Below are 20,597 nucleotides of genomic sequence, written 5' to 3' on the forward strand. Positions count from 1 at the left end.
CATGATCAGGTTCCCCCAGATATCCTCAATCCGAACCGGCGCCGCGATCGGCGTGGTTGTCCTTAGCCTTGCGGGCTGCGGTTTCATCGCCGAACGGCTGAAGGACGAGCCTGTGAAAAGAGTACAGGCCCTGGCTCCGGATCAGGCGTGCGACGCGGCTGAACAGACTCAGAACCGTCTGTCCGGCGGGTACTTGCGCCAAGCAGCGGCAGGTGGACTTGCCTTTGATCCGGTGCTGATTGCCGGGCGCAGTAACCGCAACGGTCTGCGTGAAGAAATCGACCTGAACGATAAATCCCAGCCCCGCGAAACAGAAGACATCCGGGGCACGACCTTTATTGGCACCAAGAAAGCGACGGCCAAACCGCGCGTAGGTTTTGGCCAGCCGGGAAAGCTGCCGAACGTGTATGACGTGACCTATGCGATCAATAAAATCAACTTTACCGGTCCGATGGTGGTTGGGCCCAGTGCTGTTGTAAGCGAGATTCCGACGTCAGGCGCGACGCTTTACACAGGCAAGGTTGAACTCAGCATTATTGCGCCAGACGAAGCCGGCGATCTGGTCACGACCAAAGCAGCTGGGCGATTTACCATGAAGGCCGGCTTTGCCACCCAACGTGGCAGTTTCTCCGCCACTGATTTCGATAAAAGTCTGTCCTTTGACCGCCTGATATGGAGCAATCTCTTTTTGTGCGGAACGCGCTTTGTCAGCAGTGGCAAAGGGGTTGTGGGCGTGCAAACAGGCGATGGGCCTGTTCTGGCACCGTTCAAAGCGGACAGAAACCCGGCCCCGTTTGGCGCGCTTTTTGAAAGTTCCCAATTTGCGCCCACAGAGCGACCTGCACCGCCAGAGTCCTTTGGCGGGGTTCTGGTCATCCAAAGTGACAACGGCACGATCATAGCCGTGTTCCTGTCCGACCAAGCGAAAGAGCAGGAAAGTGATGTCTGATACCGCGCGCCCAAAAAACCAACGGGCGAAGGCCTGGGGCGGGCTTCGCGTCACACCCGGCTCGCAAAGCGACGCAAGGTTGCCGCGCCCGCTGTCTCCGCGCCGCTTTATGGTCAGAGACGAAAGCCTTGCAGAGGCGTTCTGCAAGGCAGGTAAAAGGCTGGGGGCAGAGGATGTGCCGCTGGCGCGGGAGAACAGATATGCACGTCCCTGGGCGCGGCTTTTTCAGAACGAACCCGCCTATCTTTATGCCGAAATCCTGAGCTTCAAGGCCGGTGATGCGGGTTTTGCCTTTGCCGAAGCGCTGGAATATGAACCGACCAAAGCCCTCAGCCTGACACGGGAGCTTTCGGACCAGCTGACCGATTGGTTACGCCGTATCAAACTTGAATCTCCGGTGCCATTTTCGAAGCAGATCGACCAGCTGAACAAGGAACGTAACCTGTCCGGCCTGCTGGCGGACATGTATGGCAAAGGGCCGGCGGAGCTGACGCGGATTGCCAAAAAGCACCCGTCGGTTCGGGCGGCCAGCGATCAGGCAGGCCCCCTCGCCGAGGCCCGCGCCTTACGTGACAGGCTAAGAAGCGTACACACGTTGCTGCGCAATGCCGTCACATCGCTGCAAGCCTCAGCACAAGGCGCGTTTGACGCCCGTATCGCCTCCGGCGAGATTGACCCCGGTCTGGGACTGATCATCGCTGAACTGCGCGCGTCTCAACATGTGGATGCCGCGTTTAACAAACTGCCGGATCGCCATACGGATCTATATTATCAGGACATCATCGGACAGACCCCGGCCTCGGCCAGCCCTGAAATGGTTTTGCTTGATCTAGGCCGCGTCCCCCGTCCGGGCTTTGTGCCACAAGCAACGGCGCTTGAAGCGCTTTTGCCAGATGGCAGCGTGCAACAGTTCGAAACGGATACCGGCGTCCCCACAAGCCCCGCCGTTATCAGCGACATCAAAGTGCTCAGCTACGAAACAGACAACAACATTTCTTACAATCGCGCATTGGGCGGCATAACCGGACTGCGCGCCGCTACCTTGAGCATAGACGCAGAACCCAATTCGCAGACCCTGTTCGGCTCGGGGATGGAACAGGACCCCGATTTCGGGCTGGATATTTCATCTCCCATGTTGTCCCTTGCCGAAGGGACGCGTCGCATTGAAGTGTCGCTGCACATGAGCCGCGATTCAAACCTGCCTGCGGGGTCGTATGAGTTTACAAAGGAGGAAATCGAGGCACTCAAGGAAAAGCGGAAAGACGAGGCCAACCCTTTAAACGCCAAAGTTATAAAGACCCCGGTTTTGCGCCGCCGCCCTCAGGAAATCGACCCTGAGTACCGAGACCCGGAGGTGCGCCTCGCCCTGTCAGCAGATCCGACCCTGATCTCAACGTTTTATGGCGATCGAAAAGACTTCAAAAGCGCCGATGCGATTGAGGAGTTGACCCGCGAAGTTACTGAATACGCCACCTTGCACTATATGACGACATCCATGGCGCTGATCTATTCGGTTTTGATGGACAAGGTCGAAAAACCAGCGCACCTACGAGTGTTGCTGGGCCGCATCGTTACACTGTCGCTGATAGAAAAACACCCGTTTCCGGAGGGGGATTACTGGACCAAGATATTCGGGCTGGTCCAGAAGTATCGCAGCGAACTTATCGGCGTCGAACCAGAGGGCATTCAAGCGGATGGCGCTGCGCGCAAGAGCTATGATCAACAACAGAACTCAATGATTTTCGCCGCTTTTTCACAGCGTCTGGACGGCAAAATCAACTATCCCCTCAGGGATGTGTTTCAAAGCCTGCTCGGCGATGCTTTTGCCATGACGATTACAACGGATGACGGGCCGCGCCGCCCGGACATCATGCAAATACTGCCGCTGCGGGAAAAGCGCGCGCAGGGCGGCATCATGCTCAGCATGCGCTATGATGCCAATGCACCGGCCCTGACCGGCCCGAAAAATGCGCCCCGCCTTGCCCTGCGCTATGCAACTGATGCGCGTCTTTGTCCGGTTTCCTTCTTTGAGGCCTACGCAATCGAAACCATCAGCATCCGCACGCAGGTCACTGGCTTGCGACGTCTTGCGGCGTTTTCCGATGACGGTCCCCTCGTGACCGATCAAACCTTCCAGCCCTTTGGACCGCGCCCCTCTGAGGGGGCCACGTTTCAGGTCGGTTGCGCTGAAATGGCACGCAAACCCGTCAAAAGCGTCAACATATGCCTTGAATGGTCCGGGATGCCGAACCCGGTCGGCGGGTTTGAAACCCATTATGCCACCTACGGACGCGGCATCGACATTCCGGACCCCAAGTTGACCATCGACTACCTCAGCGGGGCTGGCTGGAAGACCGTAAGTTCCGAACCCGTACCCCTGTTCCAAAGCGAAGGCGTATCGGCGTCTTTAAAGTCTGAATGGGAGTTTTCCGGCAAGATAACGGGGCGTTCGATCCCTGCAACGGGCACGGTGTCTGCGCAGGAATACCAGTCGCGCCAGACCATCCGCGCGGGCATGATCCGTATGACCTTGACGGGCACGGCTGGTGGTTTCCTGACAGACCGCTATCCGATGGCTCTGGTCGAAGCGATGCGACCGCGGCTTGTGAAACTGGGCGAACGCAAGATACCCCCCGCACCTTTCATACCGGAAGTTGCCAAATTTTCACTCTCCTACACAGCCGAAGGCATGATCGAACTCAATGCCCCTGAAACCGCGCGGGCGGGTGAAGAGGTCCGTCAATCGGGCCCCTTTGGATCCGTAAGCGTGTTCCCCAAGCGTATGCACAAACGAATACAACTTTTCCCCAAACGGCTCGGCTACGGGCAGGTTTGCTTTCAACTCACCGGTGCGAATAAAACCGGGCCAACCGCACTGACGATAAATCTGGCGTCTTCGGGACACCTGCGGCGTGTCCCTGCGCGCAACCCTTTGTCATGGTTTTATCTTTCGGCGCACGGCTGGCAGCAGATGCCTGAGACCGCAATTTCGTCTGACACAACCGTCGGCTTGATGCGATCCGGGATCGTTGTCATCGACCTGCCCGATGATGCGACAGAGCACTCTACTGAAATGCCGGCGGGCGGCGTCTGGTTCGCGGCAGTGGCGACACAACCCAATGTCGAGATTTTCCCCAGTCTTTCGGCCGCTAAAGTGAATGGCGTCTGGGCGCGCCGCATGGATGACACCTGGAAGAAAAGCGATGCCCCACGTGTGTGGCGTTTCACACCGGCGCAGCCGGGTCTGACCAGCATTCAGGAAATCCCGATACCAACCACGTCACGCCCACCGGAACCGCGCGAAATTTTCCTAGCGCGCGTGGGCGAGCGTTTGCGTCATCGCCGTCGCGGGGTCACGCCGTGGGATATGGAACGGCTGGTGCTCGAAGAGTTTCCTGACGTCTGGATGGCCAAATGCCTGCCACATCTGAGAACGGAAAACGCCGCGCCTGCACCGGGTCACATGACGCTCGTGGTGGCCCGCAAACAATCCGATGACGCCGTTTTGCGAAACCCTCAGCCTGCATTGTTTGACGTAACGACGCTCAATTCAATTCAGAAATGGCTTTCGCAATTCACATCCGAGGCTTGCACCGTCGACGTTGTAAACCCGACCTTTGAACGGCTTCAGGTGCGCGCCAAACTGACGGCAAATGTGAAGCGGGAAAACGGTGCGATAGCCCAGCTGCTCAGACGTGATCTTCGCAAATTTCTTTCGGTCTGGACGGCTGATGCCTCGATGAAGCGGTTTGGATGGTCACTCAACATCCAGATGCTGCGCGCTCATATTGCTGAAAAGGACTATATCGAAAAGATAACTGATTTTTCTGTTCTTCATTTGGCTGGCGATGACGAAAAGCGATTCAGTCTGCTGGATACCGCACAAACCAAGAATGACTGGCGCGGCATGTACGGACCCGTATTGAAGCCTCATTTTCCATGGAGCCTTCCCATTTCTACAGTTGAGCATGGTTTAACGATAATAGCCAATTTCAAAGATGAACAACCAACAGCAGCCGGCATTGGAAGCCTCACTTTAGGCGAGATGCTGATTGTCGGCCAAAGGACCATCCCGTGACCAAACAAGACCGCCCCACCCTCAAATCCTTCTTTCGCAGTGGTTCTTTGCCCACTGCAAAGGAGTTCGGTGACCTGATCGACAGTACCGTAAACCAGGTCGATGACGGCTTTGCGAAAACCGACACGGATGGGCTGCGGCTGAATTCAGTCGGATCCTCGCTGAAGGTGCTCAGCTTGTATCAGGGACTGGGGACCCCCAAACCGTCTTGGATCATAGAGCATGGCGAAAAAGATGGTGTGCTCAATTTTCGCCCGGATGAAGGGCAGGATGGGCTTAAGATTGACGAGGATGCCAACTCATCGGGCAAGACTGAAAACACCTTTCCGCCAAATATGACAATGACCCGCGACGGCATGGTCGGCATCAATCAAGAGGAGCCGGAATGGCGTTTTGATGTGGGTGGTGTAGCGCGGATGCAGGGGCGCATTGGTGTCGCAACCCCCAAATACGAAACCGTACCCGCCGATCGGGGCTGGCACCCCATCACCGAAGCCATGACCGGCTGCCAGATCCTCGAAGTGGTGGCAGGCACCGGCGGGGAGCCGGGAAAAGGGCGCTATTCCATCATGCGCGCGATTGCCATGAATGCGTACCACCCACGCAATCGGTTCCTGAACTGGTTTTTTCGGCGGCGGTCTATCAAAACCCAAACTGCGATGTATGGCAGCTATGCAGATCGCATTTGTCTGCGCTGGGTCGCGGATAAAGAGAAGGAGCACCATTACATTCTTGAACTGAAGACCAACGCTGAATTCGAGGGCAAATTGGTGCGGTATTATATTACCAAACTCTGGTTCGACAGCGCGATGGTTGGCGCCCATGGAAAAAAAGACGACAGGGATGAGAACCTGCTATGAGCGCCAAACCGCCAGAGCCTTTAGAAGACTTTGCCGATCTGCGCCGTGTTGCCGTGGACTATGCGCAAGAGGCCTCAGGCAAGATTTGGACAGACTATAACTTGCATGACCCCGGGGTTACGCTGCTTGAACAAACCTGCTTTGCGCTGAGTGAAATTGCATATCAGGTGGGGCTGCCGACCCGCGACCTGCTGACGAACCAGCGTGATAATTTCTGCTTTCACAATCTGGGCCTGTTCCGTCCGCGAAAGGTTCTGAACACGACACCTGTAACCCGTGATGATCTGGCCGCGTGGCTGTGCGCTTGCAAAGAAGTGGAAAGCGTTACTGTTGCCGAACCAGACCCCGAACGTCCGGGTCTGTTTGATATCACCCTTATTCCTTCTGACAATGTGAAGGATAAGAAAGCGGTCGCAAAACGCTTGCGAAAAGCTTTTGAAGCCGCGCGACCCTTGTGCACGGATCTGGGCAGGCTTACGATCGCCGAACCCGTCTATGTCAAGCTGATCGGATCTATTGAGATCAAGAATGAGGTATTGCCCGAGACCACGGCCGCATATCTCTACTACGGCATCGCACGTTTGCTCAAAGGCATCGGAACACCCAAAAAACCGGCAAAGCGTCAGGATGTCTGGAATGAACCGCTGCGCCTGCTTACTCCGCCGCAAAGCCGGACAGAACAAAAACTGGACAGCAAAGAAACGCAAGTCGACCTGAGCGCGTATCTTGCAAAACTGCGTGAGTTGCCGGGCGTGCAGACAATCGAACATTTGACCCTGCAATTGCCCAAGAAAACCAGGGAGTATGTTTCGAGGCCCAGCCATGAAATCTACTTTCACTCTTTCTTGCCAACGATGCCCGAAGAAGAACTACAGACAATCTCCACAGATGCGCTGCCGCCGCTTCCCGAAGAGATTGGCATCATACTGACGCTCGACGGAACGCCCGTTGCGCTGAATGCAAAACGCATTGAAGAAGAAGTCGTGCGCATCAAAGCCGTCGAAATTGCGCAGGCTGATCATCATATTGACGCACCAGATTGGGACGTTATGAAACCCGGGCGCAACCGGACTTTCTCACAATCACATGTGGATGCGTTTTTGCCGTTCGTCTTCCGCGCCCGAGGCTACAGGGAGAATGACGCCACCACATTGATCGCCGAATATCGCAGCAGTATCGACACTTTGCTGTCCGACATGGTGGACGATCTGAATACACTGCCTGAGATTTTCAAGGCCAAGCCAAAGACGCAAAACGATGATGCGAAAAAGCACCGCTTGCAGGTTGCGTTGCTTGACTATCTCATCGCACTCCAAGGCAGCGAAATGCCGGCCACACGGCACAGCGGCCTGCATTGCTATCATACCACCCGTGAAAGGCACCGGTTTGAGATCTCATGGCGGCTGAAGTACCTGTTTTCCCTGCCGGCATTACATGCGGCCCGCGCGACCGGTCCGGATAGAGAGAAGAAGAAGGATGGCGGTTTTTTGAGCGAATTGGCAACACTGTGCGATTTGGATATCTCGAAAGATGGCAAGCTGACCGGACGATTGACGGACTACGGCTTGAGTTTGACGCAAGGACCGACACTGGCAGGCGAAGCACCGGCGGAAGACGTCAAACTCGTGTCCGCCACAAGCCCCTTTGATATGATCGTCCCTGAATCGGACAAATACGAACTGCTAGACAAGGACGCGCTTAAAACACTGTCACCGTTTCTCGCTGAAGGCGCGCTGACGGCAGAGCTTTTTGCGCATTTGACACAATCTGACAGCTTTGCAATCGCACCTTATCCGGGCCAGTACCAGATATTGCTGGACCCCGGCAGTTTCGGCCCACTGCGCCGGATCGGCTTGCGTCAACGCAAAGAGGATGCTCAGCAGGCCGTGGTCAACCTGCGCTCTACCTGGCGGGACCTGAACCGGCGCTCTGAAACTGCCGTGTTAATCGAACATATCACACTGCGCGCTTGCGGTGAGGATTGCGACCCCAATATGGCTGATCTGATCTTGCCGGGGTGGACGGCCCGCTGCGCGATGCCGAGTTACCAAAGCTATGTTGAAACGCAGGTCAACACCCTGGCACCGGCACATATTCATGTGCGGGTGCGCTGGCTGGACTTTGATACCTGTGCCAAATTCGAAAAGCTGTACGCAAAATCAAAATCCGGAACAGCCGAAGACCTGCGCGCCTTGAAGGTGTTTCTAGATACGCCCACCAACACGGAAGCGGAGGGTCAGGATACTTGATGGCGACACCCGCTCGAACGGACCAGCTGAAGCCCGCATCAGCGCGGATCAACAGCTGTCTGGCAGAATTTCATGTGACGAGCCCCAAGGGGCCCCTTTCGTCGCCCGAAACCCTGCTGGCTGCCGTTCGACGCGAAATCCTGCCTGCACTATCCGATGTTCTGGACTCACCACAGTGGCAGGGAATTACAATTCGGGCGGAACAAATCGACATAGACTTGGGCCACTGGCCCGAGGATCCCGTCTGGTCAGATGTGCGCTACGTCCTTGCAACCAAGTTGCGATATGCGCTGGCGGACTATCTACCGGCAAATCCAACCAGCCCCGTCATTCACGAGGTCACCGCAGATACGCTCGACGACCGAATATCACCCACCCATTTCTCAACATCAGAAGAAGACACAAACCCGACGCTCAACCACCCGCGCGGCGCTGACCCGCGTGATACCGCGCCCTTAGTGCAGGACCGCTCGGACAAGGAAACAGGTCAACCGGTGTTGTCTCAGCAGCAGATTGCGCGCCGGATTGATGCATTTGTGAGTTGGACACAGGCCACGCCAGACAACAAAACCCTGCAGATGGTGTTGGCGCGACTGGAACGCCACTCAGATGAGCGGCAGGCGTTGATCCATGTTTTGCGCGAACAATCTGCATCCAACGTCACGGGCGCAGACACCTCGGCGCGACGTCTTACAGATGAACTGGGTCGCACGGTCGCTCAGGCGCTCACCCGGTTGGACGCCCGCGCTGCAAATACCGAACGCCAATTGCCTGACAGGGCAGAACCCGTCGCGGTGGATAAACCACTGGTGCCGCAGAAGGCGGACCCGCATGTCACTCAATCGGGCCGGTTGCCTTCCGCAGATGGGCAGAACACGTCGAAGGGGGATGCGTCGTCGGTGCCGCAGACAGCAGACCCGCGTATCTCTCTGTCAGACCGATTGCCTTTCGCAGATGAACAGAGCACAGCGCAGACGACTTCAGAGGGGGATGCGTCGCATGATCTGGGCGCGGCGCCGAATGGGCCCGGCGCAGCCAGCGCGCGCATACCTCAGGCCCAAGAACGCTTGATACAAAGCCTGTTGCAGGAAGGTGTGCCTGACACCATCGTTCATGAGCGATCCTTTGCACTTCTTCAGCGATTGATGCCATTCCTCGATCCCAAGTTCACGACATATACGCGAGGGCCTTTCGACGCCGCGCAAACGTCCGCTGAAGGATCGGGACGATCTGCAGAGGCTGTGCATAGCCACACATTGCTACCAACGGCACCGACGGTAGCCAGTCAGATGGCTATCACGGACGCAGAGCCACCTGTCGAACCCGTAGAAAACGCGGCCGAGGGTGCATCGATCCCAAACAAAGGCAGACAAACGCCTAATGAGGGTGTGGAAGGGGCCGCCACACCCGTGCAAACCGCAGCAAAGGCTGCGACAACAGCGAACGCAGCCCAACGGATACCTGACACGCCCGCGACCACCGACGCAGATGGCGCAGACAGCCGAAAAGATGGTCATCAAACGCCAAATGTTACGCAGGCACATCATGATGAGGGGCATCAAAGCAATCGACCGGATGCAGAAACCAAAGCTGACGCGGCTGTTGCGCTTGGCTCAACACCTGAACCGGATGCCGCCCGTTCACTTGGCGACCGAGGTGCATCGCCCGAAGTCAGTTCAGAGCCGCTCACCCATTACAAAGCGGCAGATTCATCGGAGGTTGGTGATGACAACCACGAACATGCGCTATCGCAAATCGCCAGTGCGTTGGGGGTCGATCAAGGGGTTTCGTCCAAGGACTTTTGCATCCGGAAGCTGATACAAAGCCCGAATGCCATTTTCTCCGCAGCGTCTGAACTGGGCGCTCTCAGAGCGCTGATCACGCTTTTACGTGAGGAAGGACCGGACACGCGCCCGCTTCTTGCCAAAACAACGCTTGCCTCCGACAAAATCAGAGCCATGCACACAGAAGACCCTGACTCGCTTGCAAAAGCAGTTGGACGGCTCACGACCATAGATGCGTTTGACCTTGCACGCCGGCTTTTGCCGCCCAGCGCGACACTGCTGGTCGAGCATCTTACAGAACTGAAAAAGAATGCGAAATCGCCCCAGCTTGTGATGCAGCATGTGATTATTGCGCTTCTGAACGGCGATTTGCTCGACTTCGAAGATCTTGCGCAAAGGACTGAAACCACCCTTACGGCGCCGAACCCTGAACGAAGCGCGCGCGAGGAGCGCGCCGAAAACGGAAATGCTGCGCAGGGATACGAGAGGCCATCAGATCCGGGACAGGCATCCGATGGGCTTGCCCTCCCCGAAGAAGCGACACACGTGCCCGGAACTGGCAGTTTGGCAGAAACCATCATGCTTCTTGCCGGTTTTCATCATTCGGAAACCGAGCGGATTTTGGGGATTTCAGCAAAAGCGCCCCCTCGACACGCAAACGATCGCCCTCGCCCGGACCAAACACAAGCCGCGGCGGCCAGGAACGACAGCATCCAACTGCGCGGAAAACGCGATGACACTGCCTCAACGACAGATCAATCATCAACCGGCCGTTCAGATGCGGAACTGATCGAAAAACTCTCTGCCTTGGCCAAAGCGCTCGCGGGGCTGGAAAACAGGCAATTTACGGACGCGGCAGAATTGCTTTTGCGCGCTTGGCCCATGGCACAGCCCGACGCAGAGACGGCCCTCAAAACCGCTGTGCTGCGCACAGAGCTTGGATTGGCAACCGCAACCAAAGACAGGCGCCTATCCCTGTCGGGGTATCTTGCTGCTGTGGCTCAGGAAATCGAGCCAGATTATGAAAAACGACAATCCTTGCTGCGCGTGGTTGCCGCCCGGCTCAGCATCCCGATCAGCACGGATGAGGCGCACCTCAGACACCAGACCCTTGCGGCCATCGAAACACTGCTGGTGCGCGCACCCCAGCAGACACGGCATGTCGAAACAAAAGAGCCGGAAAAACTGCCTGAAGTGGACAGCGAAACGCTTTTGGTGACAGAGGTCGCGGGCCTCGTTTTGCTAAGCCCGTTTATCACGCTCCTCTTTGAACGGCTGAAAATAGAATGGGAAGGCAAAGCGCTGTCGATGGACGCATATCCCAAGGCTTTGAGCGCTCTGCATTACCTTGCAGGAACAACGGCTGGACCAGTGGTTGACCCGTTTCACCGCGTTTTGCTCGGCCTTGATTCAGTGGCCAAGCTGCCCGCGCCGCAAGACCTGGACGAGGACGCACAGGTCCTCATGGATGGCCTTTTGCGGTCTGTCGTGGATCGCTGGGGCAAACTTGGCGCAACGTCTCCGGATGGATTGCGCGAGACCTTTTTACGCCGCACAGGCACGCTGCGTTTTGATGATACGGGCGCGCACCTACGGGTCACAGCGGGTCCGTTTGACATGCTGTTGGACGGTTTGCCGTGGAGCATCCAACGTCTGGTCCTGCCCTGGATGCCCCTACCCTGCCATGTCTCATGGAGGGAGGACCACGATGCTTGATGGGAATGACCGCGCCTCTTTGCGAAAACTGAATGCCCAAGCCATTGCCGCCGAAATCAAATGGCTTGAGCAGGTGATTGGCGCACGGCTCGAACACTTCTTCAAGGGGGCTGATACGCCTTTAGACATGCCGCGTGCGCCTGCTCATACTAGCGACACGGTTCTGGCTGATCTGATTTCACAGCATGGGTTGTCGCATGAGGCCCGTCTGGTACTGGCTCTGGCCATCGCACCACATGTGAACTCCGCCGTGCTGGACCCGTTCTACGTCAAAAATTCCGCAATTGACCGCGCTTTTTCTCAGTTCGGCGGCCATCCTGATGCAAGTGCGGCCTTTGTGCCCACGGTGGAAACGGCGCTATTCCTGATTGCGGGGACGGATACCGCGGCGCGCATTGCCGCCATGCGACTGTTCGAACCCGACCATGCCCTGCGCCTGCAAGCCGGCGTCTCACTGATCCAGAACCAACCGTCGCAAGTCAGCAGGCTTGACCTGCCCATGCACCGTGTTGTCGCGCTTTGCGATGGGACGCCCCCCCGGCCGGACTTTGCGCCCAACTTTCCGGCACGACGGTTGAGCACCAAGCTGACGTGGGATGATTTGATCCTGCCCGCAGCGGTGCGCGATCAGCTTGATCACATTCTGGCATGGCTGCAAAACAGGGATAAAATCCTTGCGGATTGGGGACTGGAGCGCCAATTCGGACGCGGCTACAAAGCGCTTTTTTACGGCTCGCCCGGCACTGGCAAGACACTCACCGCAACTCTTTTGGGTCAGCGCACCAATCTTGATGTATACCGCGTCGATTTGTCGATGGTCGTCTCCAAATACATTGGTGAGACAGAAAAGAACCTTGGGCTGATATTTGACATGGCCGCCGAACGGGATTGGATATTGTTCTTTGACGAGGCCGACGCGCTTTTTGGCGCGCGCACTGCCACCAGTTCGTCAAATGATCGGTATGCCAATCAGGAAGTCTCCTACCTGCTGCAACGGATCGAGGAATGCGAAAGCCTTGTGATCCTTGCCAGCAACCTGCGCAGTAACATCGATGATGCATTCTTTCGCCGCTTCCAGAGCGCTGTCGGGTTTGCCCGCCCCACTGCGCCCGAACGTGAAAAGCTCTGGAAAAATACATTGGCGTCTGTGCCGATGGCCCCTGAAATTGATATTAAACAGCTGGCGATTGACTATGACCTGTCTGGCGCGGCCATCACCAATGTCGTGCGCCATGCTGCTGTGAGCGCTTTGCGCCGCGGGGCCGATACCGTCGCTGCACAAGACTTAAAATCCGCGATTACTGCCGAAATGCGTAAAGAAGGACGAACATCATGAGCCTCCTCAGGACCAGTTTGCGTCATTTGATGGCCCTTTTTGTGATAACGGTCGGCATGGCATCTGCCGCTGTCGCCGCCTGTTCGGATTTTGATGAAATATCGCTCGATGAACTTGCGCCCGCGAATATTCGTGAAGTCCAGTTGGGCCTGCGCACCGCCTACAGAGACCCAAACCCGGCCTTGGCAGACGGCAAGTTAGGCCGCTACACCCGCGAGCGACTACGCGTTCTATGCGAAGGTGTGCCAAGGCCGGACGGCTTGGATGAAGTGCGTTCAACGCTGCGTCTGACGATACAATATGCACGGCTGCAACAAAACTGGCCGGGCTGGTCAACGCGGCTCTTTACGATGAGCCTGCCCAAAGCGGATGATCCACAAGCGGATCCTGCACTGGCCCTGCGGCTTGCGGGCACAACGGCGATGACGACGCTGGCACTCGGCCGCCGGGCGCTCACTTACGATTGCGCGACCTCCAGCGGTGTTCTCTCTCAAATCCCCGATGCAGATCAGGCTTTAAACACGCTTACCACCATCTTCCGTGATAAATCCGAAGTTCAGGTATGTGAACTTCTGCCCGTTGCCGGAGGCCTTGATGCCTGGCAGCAAGGTATGGAGCGGTTGGGCCAGATCGAAGCCAGACGCCCGGGTGCGATGGGTATTCTGGAAAGCAAAGACTTCATCACCTGGATCGCCGCGGAAAAGACTGAAAACCGGCTGCGCAGATTAGTGGGCACGGTGGACACTGTCATCAAGCTGATTGAGGACTATGCTGCACAAGCTGGCGTCCCGGCACCTTACACGGGTGGTCCTTGCTCGCCCCAGACCACGGAAGAGACGCTCACTTACTATTCGCTCGAAGAGAACGACGTCGCCGATCTGAGCTTTCTGGTCTCGCTCACCCCGATCCTTGAAGGGTTCCGCGCAGAAAAGCCGGGGTATGACAGCCCACAAGCCCTGTGGCGAGATCTGCGCCCCGTGCTGGCCGTAGACCTCGGAGACTGCATCCTTGATGAGATCGAAAAATTGGTCACCGGGAATGAAAAGCTGCCCCTTTCCTTTTTGCTGCGGCCTTCGGTGACGGATAAACTGCAGGGTAATCCGGCGTTTGAAACCGCGCTGCCGGTGGTCGAAAGCATGATCACCGTGCGCGAACCCACCAAAGCAGGGCTGGTCAATCGCATCCAAACCGCGTTGATGGAGGCGCAGAAAGACGCAATCGATGCTGAAGTCGATGCCGCTGCGGATGTTCTGGCGGCTGCGTCAGAACCTGTGCCGCCCCCCACAGATACCGCGTTGCTGGAATTGGATACCGATGCCGAACCGGACCCAACACCGCGCATGACGGTCACCGATGCCACCGATCAGGCGGTGGCATCGGCAATCGACAACCCGGAGCTTTCGCAGGCCTTGCAGGACACGCCGCTGTCGGATGTGACGGTCCCGGAATTAATGCGTGCGCAGGCCCGCGCCGCCCTTGAGGAGGCCGCGACCGCACAGGCCGAACGCAAGGTCGAAGCGCAGGTTCAAGGCATTGAGCCCTCCGTGACCTCAGACTGGACACTGACGGAGGCGCTTCAGAAAGAGATCCTCGCATTGCCGTTCATTCAGGCCACCATCGCAGATGCCACCGCCGAAGGTCTGGTGGAGCGCCTCGCGCCGCTCACCGGCGTCGCGTATCCCAGCCGCCGTCTGTTCACGCAAGCCGTCGAAAACGTGTCCGAACTGGACGGTAAGGGAGAGTTATCGCGCTTTGTGACTGAACGGCTGGTACAAAAAGCGGAAAAGACGATTGATGACCCGCAGGTGACACGCATCTATGAACCCCTAGAAATCGAGGACTGCGACTGCGTTTCTGAACGCGTCAGCGATGATTTGCAGGTCTATGGTTTTTACCCCTTTTGGCTGGCGCAGCCACCTGCCGCCAAAATACCCCCAGCAGACCCCGAAGCTGAAGAGGAAGAACCCAAGCAACAAACCAAAGTGGATTTCAGCGTCGTTGATCATATCGCTTTCTACGGGCTGGAGTTCAGCAAGGGCGACGGCGATCGCGCCCTGTTGTACAATCGTGGTCAATGGCGCGCAGCGCGTCGGCAGTTCATCAATTCAGCACATCAATACAGAGCCAAGGCCGAACTGGCGTTTGATCTGCGTGACTGGATGGATTGGACCCGCGCTGACATCGAATATGTCGTGGACGACATCGCAACCGAAATGGGCGCCTTCAACCGGGTTGAAGGGCGCAAACTGGAACATGTGCGCGCGGCCATCCCGACCCTGTTTGATCCGATGCGGCCCGACGGCGTCACCCTCATTTTCCATGATTACAAGGGCACCCGTCTGACCAAGGAAAACATGCGCACAATGGTGTCGATCATCCGGCGCGTCTATCAGGAGTTGCCGGACCGCGAGACGTCGACGCTTAACGTCGCTTTCGATTTCCCGGTAGTGGCCGAAACTGAAGAGCAACGGCAAGAGGGCGTTTTTGATGACCTTTATGAATTACTGGTCCCGAACGAAATCGAGGTGCTGAACAATAGCGATCAGGGCTTTTTACGCAGCTTGATATCAAGCCTGAACCCCTTTCAAAACGCCGATGCCCAAACGGATACAAGTCGCGAAACGGTGGAGATCGTGAACAAGATTCTCCTCTTTCTGGAGCGTCCAACGTCGGATGCAAAAAAGGATCTGCGCGTCCGCATGGAAGAAGGTCTGTTTCGGGGAACAGTGCGCGCCGATATCTTGCGCAGCATCATACCCGTGGTCCCGCCGGGCGGGCACAGGTTCGTCAAAAGCACCCCGCACGAAGACGCTTTTGACACGACACCACCAAAGGAGTTTTCGCAATTTGAAGACGACGTCGTCTATTTCAAGGATAACTTTTCCGGGATCGGGTTCTGGCCCGTTCTGGACCCGCTGTCCGACGATAACGCGGAAATGACGTCGATTATCGCGAAATACTTCGACAAACCGCTTGCGCCCGCTCTGGCAGGTTTTGAAGGGGTAATCACGAGCACCTGCAACTACTGGTGTCCAAACCGTGCCAAAATAACGCTGGGCGCGATCGCCCTGTTCGTTCTGGTCGGGGTTTTGACCTGGCGGTCCTTTTACAGCGGTCTGGCGGATCAACTGGCCTTCCGGTTCATGTGGATCGGCCTTGTGTGGTCCGGCAACGTTGTGTTGATCGGCACACTTTTTATTCTGGCAACTTGTGATCCGCATGCGGTCTGGCCAGGACGCTTCATGTGGGCATTGATCTGGGTGCTCGGCTTCATGTTGGTTCTGAACTCCTATCAACGTTTCAAGAACGGCCCCATGCCCTAGCGGTTTACCAGTCGCACCGCAGAACCAAACCAGATGGGCTAAGATCCCGGTAACAAAACAATTTCGGCTTAGGCCGATGGGGTATGGGCCGTACATCCGCGCAGGATGCCATTGGCACAGCCTCATCGCGCTTATCCCCGCCTGTGTACCCCTTCACCAAGCAAAACACTGTTATCACGATTTCGGCGCGTCAACTGAGCGGGAAAACAGCGCCTTTATTGCGAATGCTTCGCAACTGCATTGACTTTGCGAACGATTCTTAATATCAAGATATTAACAGACTCCGTCCGCCGGCCGGATATACCTACCGAGGAAACCGATGATGACCTTTAGCAAGAGAACCCTATTGGCCGCCGCGACCGCCTTTACGATGGTTTTGCCCGCAGGCTGGGGTATGGCACAGGAGCAGCTGGACGTGGTGACAACCACTGGCATGATCGGTGACGCCGCGCGCGAGGTCGGCGGCGATATGGTCAACGTGCGCGCGCTGATGGGTCCCGGAGTGGATCCGCATGCCTATCGCCAGACACGCTCTGATATTGTGGGCATGGCCAATGCTGATCTGGTACTGTGGCATGGCTTGTATCTTGAGGCGCAGATGGAGAATTTCCTGCGCGAGCTGTCCGAGGGTGGCAATGTCGTGGCAGTGGCAGAAAGCCTGCCGCGCAACCTGCTGATCGGACACGAGGATTACGACGACAAATACGACCCACACGTCTGGATGAACCCCAACCTGTGGTCCCGCGTGGTGCTGAATGTGCGCGATGCGCTGATCGAGGTGCAGCCCGAAAGCGAGGCCGCGTTCCGAGCACATGCCGACGCGCATCTGCAAGAACTGCGTGAATTGGCGCGATACACCACCGAGGTGCTGTCATCGGTGCCCGCCGAGAGCCGCGTTCTGATATCCGCTCATGATGCATTCAACTACTTTGGCAACGCCTACGGTTTCGAAGTGATGGGCATTCAGGGCATCTCCACCGAGAGCGAGGCCGGATTGCAGCGCATCGAGGAGATGGTCGACACGCTCGTAACCCGCGACATTCGCGCGGTTTTCGTGGAAAGCTCCGTCTCGGATCGCAATATCCGCGCCCTGATCGAAGGGGCCGCCGCTGAAGGCCACGAAGTCACCATCGGCGGCACGCTGTTTTCCGACGCCATGGGCGAGGCAGGCACATATAAGGGCACATATCTGGGCATGATCGACCACAATGCCACCGTGATTTCCCGCGCTTTGGGCGGCGAAGCACCCGAACGCGGCATGTCGGAGTTGTTGAATTGAGGGCCCCCCTGACGATGCGCACCCCGGCAACACTTGCAACACGAGACGGACGGGCTGCGACCCCGGCCGCGCTTGCGCCCGAAATTCCCCTTGCCGTGCGAGGCTTGACCGTATCCTACGGCGAGAAACCCGCGGTTTTTTCGGTTGATGCCGATTTCCCCGCACAAGCCATGTCCGCCATCATCGGCCCAAACGGCGCGGGGAAATCCACGTTGCTCAAGGCCGCTCTTGGCGTCATCCCGCGCCTGTCAGGCGAGGTGTCGATCTTTGGCACACCGATCGAAAAGGCCCGCCACAGGATCGCCTATGTGCCCCAACGCGCCAGTGTAGACTGGGACTTTCCCACCACGGTAATCGACGTTGTGCAGATGGGCCTTTATCGCAAGGTCGGACTCCTTGGCCGCTTATCCGGCAAAATGACCGCGCAAGCGCGCGACTGCCTTGACCGCGTTGGCATGGCCGATTTCGCGGATCGCCAGATCGGCCAACTGTCCGGCGGCCAGCAACAGCGTGTGTTTCTTGCGCGCGCGTTGGCGCAGGATGCCGATCTCTACTTGCTGGACGAGCCGTTTGCGGGCGTCGATGCCGCCACTGAACGCGCAATCATCGACGTGCTGAAGCTGCTCAAGGCCGAAGGCAAGGCGGTGGTCGCGGTGCATCATGATCTGTCTACCGTGGCGGATTATTTCGACCATGTGTTTCTGATCAACGTGCGCCGCATTGCCGAGGGGCCGGTTGCGACGACCTTCACCCCGGACAACCTCAGCGCCACCTATGGCGGGCGTCTGGGTGCTACGCATATGGCGGAACTGGCAGGGGTCGCGTCGTGACACCCCTCTTCGATGCCCTGCTGCTGAATGCAGGGTATAACGCCGCTCTGGTTACAGTTGGCGCCACTCTTCTGGGGTTCGCCGCCGGGGCTTCGGGAACTTTCCTGTTCTTGCGGAAACGCGCATTGGTGTCGGATGCCACGGCCCATGCAACACTCCCCGGCGTCGCGCTGGCCTTTATCGTCATGGTCGCCCTGGGCGGAGACGGGCGCAGCCTGATTGGCCTGCTGATCGGCTCTGCTATTACGGCCACCATCGGCCTTCTCGTGATCGAATGGATCGCCCGACGCACCCGACTGGCCGAGGATGCGGCCATCGGGGCGGTTCTGGGTGTATTCTTCGGGTTTGGCATCGTCTTGCTGACCGTTGTTCAATCCATGAGTGCCGGGCGTCAGGCGGGGCTGGAAGGGTTCCTGCTGGGATCCACCGCAGGCATGCTTTATCAGGACGCTGTGATCATCGCCTTGGGCGGATCGCTCGCGGTCTTCGCGACATGGCTTATGCGCCGCCCGATGACTCTGGTGGCCTTCGATGCTGAATACGCCGCCGCCATGGGATATGACGTGCGCCGGATCGACCTGTTGATGATGGGTCTTGTGATGGCCGTCACGGTGATCGGGCTGAAACTGGTCGGCCTGATCCTGATTGTGGCAATGCTGATCATCCCCCCTGTCACCGCGCGCTTCTGGACCGAACGCAGCGGCCGTGTCATCTGGATCGCAGGGGCCGTGGGCGGGGTGTCGGGCTATGTGGGCGCGGCATTGTCTGCATCGGCGCCCGCGATGCCCACCGGCCCGCTGATCGTGCTGACGGCGGCCAGCGTCTTTATCTTTTCATTGATCTTTGCACCTGTGCGCGGGGTCGCTGCTGCCGTGATCCGGCATCGCAGGTTTCAACGCCGCGTGCATCGCCGTCAGGGGCTTTTGTCCCTGTCCCGGCAGGAACCCATCCGCGAGCCTTATACCCTGCGCCTGCTGGCAAAGGATGGGCTGATCCGCGCGGATGGCGTACCGACGGACACAGGCCGCGCCCAAGCCGCCAAAGTAGCCCGCGATGAACGCCGCTGGGACGTGGCGCGCGAGGTGCATCAGGATGCGGGGCTGACCGGGCGCTACGACGGGCTGACCCCGATCGAAGAAATATTTACCCCCGACGAGATACAGGACTTTGACCGCAGGCTTGGTCCGCCGGTTTCCGTGGGAGGCCTTGAGTGATGGGTGCAGATTTTGTTCAGTTCTCGCTGACACCAATTCTGATCGGCACGCTGGCTGCGATTGCATGCGCGCTACCGGGTAATTTCCTGATCCTGCGTCGTCAGGCCTTGATTGGCGATGCGATCAGCCATGTGGTGCTGCCGGGCATCGTGGTCGCGTTTCTGATTACTGGCACGCTCGGCACCATCCCGATGCTGTTGGGGGCCGCAGGAGCGGCGATTGTGTCGGTGATCCTGATCGAGGTGGTCAAGCGGCTTGGCAATATCGAGCCGGGTGCGGCGATGGGCGTCGTGTTCACCACGCTCTTTGCGGGCGGCGTGTTGCTGCTGGAACAGTCCGACACATCCTCCGTGCATCTGGATGTGGAACACGCGTTGATGGGCAATCTGGAATCGCTGATCTGGTTCCGCGCCACGGGTTGGGAAAGCCTGCTGGACCCTGCCGCCCTCGCGAACCTGCCGCCAGAACTGCCGCGCATGGCTTTGGCCTGCGCGCTGGTGATCGTGCTGATGCTGGTGTTCTGGCGCTGGCTCAAGATCGCAACCTTCGACGAGGGATTTGCACAAGCGCTTGGCATTCCTGCCACCGCCCTCGGGCTCGGCCTTGTCATCACTGCCGCCATTGCGGCGGTTGCGGCCTTTGATGCGGTCGGCTCGATCATCGTGATCGCGATGTTCATCTGCCCGCCTGCCGCTGCGCGTCTGATGACCAACCGGCTGGAGCATCAGGTCTGGTGGTCTGTGGCCTTTGCGACGCTCTCCGCTGTGCTGGGGTATGTGTTCGCAGGCTATGGCCCGCTGTGGTTCGGCAGCCAAAACGCGGTCAGTGCCGCGGGCATGATCGCGACCGTTTCCGGCGTCATTCTGGGGCTGGCCTGCCTTTACGGCCCGCACCGCTCCCGCGTTGGGGTCGGGCGCGAGGACGCCGCCACCTGATCACTCGCGCCGCAGGTCTGCAACCAGCGCCAACGCGCTGGATG

At 57.9% G+C, this 20,597-nt stretch carries 11 protein-coding genes; all 11 read left to right on the plus strand.

What is annotated here, in order from left to right:
- Nucleotide 1 precedes the first annotated feature (1 nt).
- On the plus strand, nucleotides 2-949 hold the full coding sequence (locus K5Q35_RS19435; protein WP_220801032.1) for a hypothetical protein: 948 nt from the start codon (nucleotides 2-4) through the stop codon (nucleotides 947-949).
- On the plus strand, nucleotides 942-5,027 hold the full coding sequence (locus K5Q35_RS19440) for a hypothetical protein (RefSeq protein ID WP_220801033.1): 4,086 nt from the start codon (nucleotides 942-944) through the stop codon (nucleotides 5,025-5,027). The genes K5Q35_RS19435 and K5Q35_RS19440 overlap by 8 nt, the downstream gene beginning before the upstream one ends.
- Complete coding sequence (locus tag K5Q35_RS19445) at nucleotides 5,024-5,887, plus strand: hypothetical protein (protein ID WP_220801034.1); 864 nt, start codon at nucleotides 5,024-5,026, stop codon at nucleotides 5,885-5,887. Before K5Q35_RS19440 ends, K5Q35_RS19445 begins: the two co-directional genes overlap by 4 nt.
- Nucleotides 5,884-8,136 (plus strand): hypothetical protein, encoded by a 2,253-nt coding sequence (locus K5Q35_RS19450; RefSeq protein ID WP_220801035.1) that lies wholly within the window; start codon nucleotides 5,884-5,886, stop codon nucleotides 8,134-8,136. Before K5Q35_RS19445 ends, K5Q35_RS19450 begins: the two co-directional genes overlap by 4 nt.
- Nucleotides 8,136-11,636: a contractile injection system tape measure protein gene (locus tag K5Q35_RS19455; RefSeq protein WP_220801036.1), complete on the plus strand. Its 3,501-nt coding sequence runs from the start codon at nucleotides 8,136-8,138 to the stop codon at nucleotides 11,634-11,636. Before K5Q35_RS19450 ends, K5Q35_RS19455 begins: the two co-directional genes overlap by 1 nt.
- Nucleotides 11,629-12,972: an ATP-binding protein gene (locus K5Q35_RS19460; protein ID WP_220801037.1), complete on the plus strand. Its 1,344-nt coding sequence runs from the start codon at nucleotides 11,629-11,631 to the stop codon at nucleotides 12,970-12,972. The genes K5Q35_RS19455 and K5Q35_RS19460 overlap by 8 nt, the downstream gene beginning before the upstream one ends.
- On the plus strand, nucleotides 12,969-16,295 hold the full coding sequence (locus K5Q35_RS19465; RefSeq protein ID WP_220801038.1) for a hypothetical protein: 3,327 nt from the start codon (nucleotides 12,969-12,971) through the stop codon (nucleotides 16,293-16,295). The genes K5Q35_RS19460 and K5Q35_RS19465 overlap by 4 nt, the downstream gene beginning before the upstream one ends.
- A gap of 322 nt (nucleotides 16,296-16,617) precedes the next feature.
- Nucleotides 16,618-17,574 carry a metal ABC transporter solute-binding protein, Zn/Mn family gene (locus K5Q35_RS19470; protein WP_220801039.1) on the plus strand — a complete coding sequence of 319 codons (957 nt, stop codon included), beginning with the start codon at nucleotides 16,618-16,620 and terminating at the stop codon, nucleotides 17,572-17,574.
- Between the two features lie 14 nt (nucleotides 17,575-17,588).
- Complete coding sequence (locus K5Q35_RS19475) at nucleotides 17,589-18,404, plus strand: metal ABC transporter ATP-binding protein (protein ID WP_013963538.1); 816 nt, start codon at nucleotides 17,589-17,591, stop codon at nucleotides 18,402-18,404.
- The gene (locus K5Q35_RS19480) at nucleotides 18,401-19,618 is read left to right on the plus strand and encodes a metal ABC transporter permease (protein ID WP_013963539.1); all 1,218 of its coding nucleotides are present in this window, start codon (nucleotides 18,401-18,403) and stop codon (nucleotides 19,616-19,618) included. Before K5Q35_RS19475 ends, K5Q35_RS19480 begins: the two co-directional genes overlap by 4 nt.
- On the plus strand, nucleotides 19,618-20,553 hold the full coding sequence (locus K5Q35_RS19485) for a metal ABC transporter permease (RefSeq protein ID WP_220801040.1): 936 nt from the start codon (nucleotides 19,618-19,620) through the stop codon (nucleotides 20,551-20,553). Before K5Q35_RS19480 ends, K5Q35_RS19485 begins: the two co-directional genes overlap by 1 nt.
- Nucleotides 20,554-20,597 lie beyond the last annotated feature (44 nt).

The sequence above is a fragment of the Roseobacter sp. OBYS 0001 genome, assembly GCF_019654895.1.
Taxonomy (GTDB): Bacteria; Pseudomonadota; Alphaproteobacteria; order Rhodobacterales; family Rhodobacteraceae; genus Roseobacter; species Roseobacter litoralis.

What these genes read in the sequence shown, in the direction of transcription:
- K5Q35_RS19470 (WP_220801039.1), top strand. Translation starts at nt 16,618, where the DNA reads ATGACCTTTAGCAAGAGAACCCTATTGGCCGCCGCGACCGCCTTTACG.
- K5Q35_RS19455 (WP_220801036.1), top strand. Translation starts at nt 8,136, where the DNA reads ATGGCGACACCCGCTCGAACGGACCAGCTGAAGCCCGCATCAGCGCGG.
- K5Q35_RS19440 (WP_220801033.1), top strand. Translation starts at nt 942, where the DNA reads ATGTCTGATACCGCGCGCCCAAAAAACCAACGGGCGAAGGCCTGGGGC.
- K5Q35_RS19465 (WP_220801038.1), top strand. Translation starts at nt 12,969, where the DNA reads ATGAGCCTCCTCAGGACCAGTTTGCGTCATTTGATGGCCCTTTTTGTG.
- K5Q35_RS19485 (WP_220801040.1), top strand. Translation starts at nt 19,618, where the DNA reads ATGGGTGCAGATTTTGTTCAGTTCTCGCTGACACCAATTCTGATCGGC.
- K5Q35_RS19435 (WP_220801032.1), top strand. Translation starts at nt 2, where the DNA reads ATGATCAGGTTCCCCCAGATATCCTCAATCCGAACCGGCGCCGCGATC.
- K5Q35_RS19475 (WP_013963538.1), top strand. Translation starts at nt 17,589, where the DNA reads ATGCGCACCCCGGCAACACTTGCAACACGAGACGGACGGGCTGCGACC.
- K5Q35_RS19460 (WP_220801037.1), top strand. Translation starts at nt 11,629, where the DNA reads ATGCTTGATGGGAATGACCGCGCCTCTTTGCGAAAACTGAATGCCCAA.
- K5Q35_RS19450 (WP_220801035.1), top strand. Translation starts at nt 5,884, where the DNA reads ATGAGCGCCAAACCGCCAGAGCCTTTAGAAGACTTTGCCGATCTGCGC.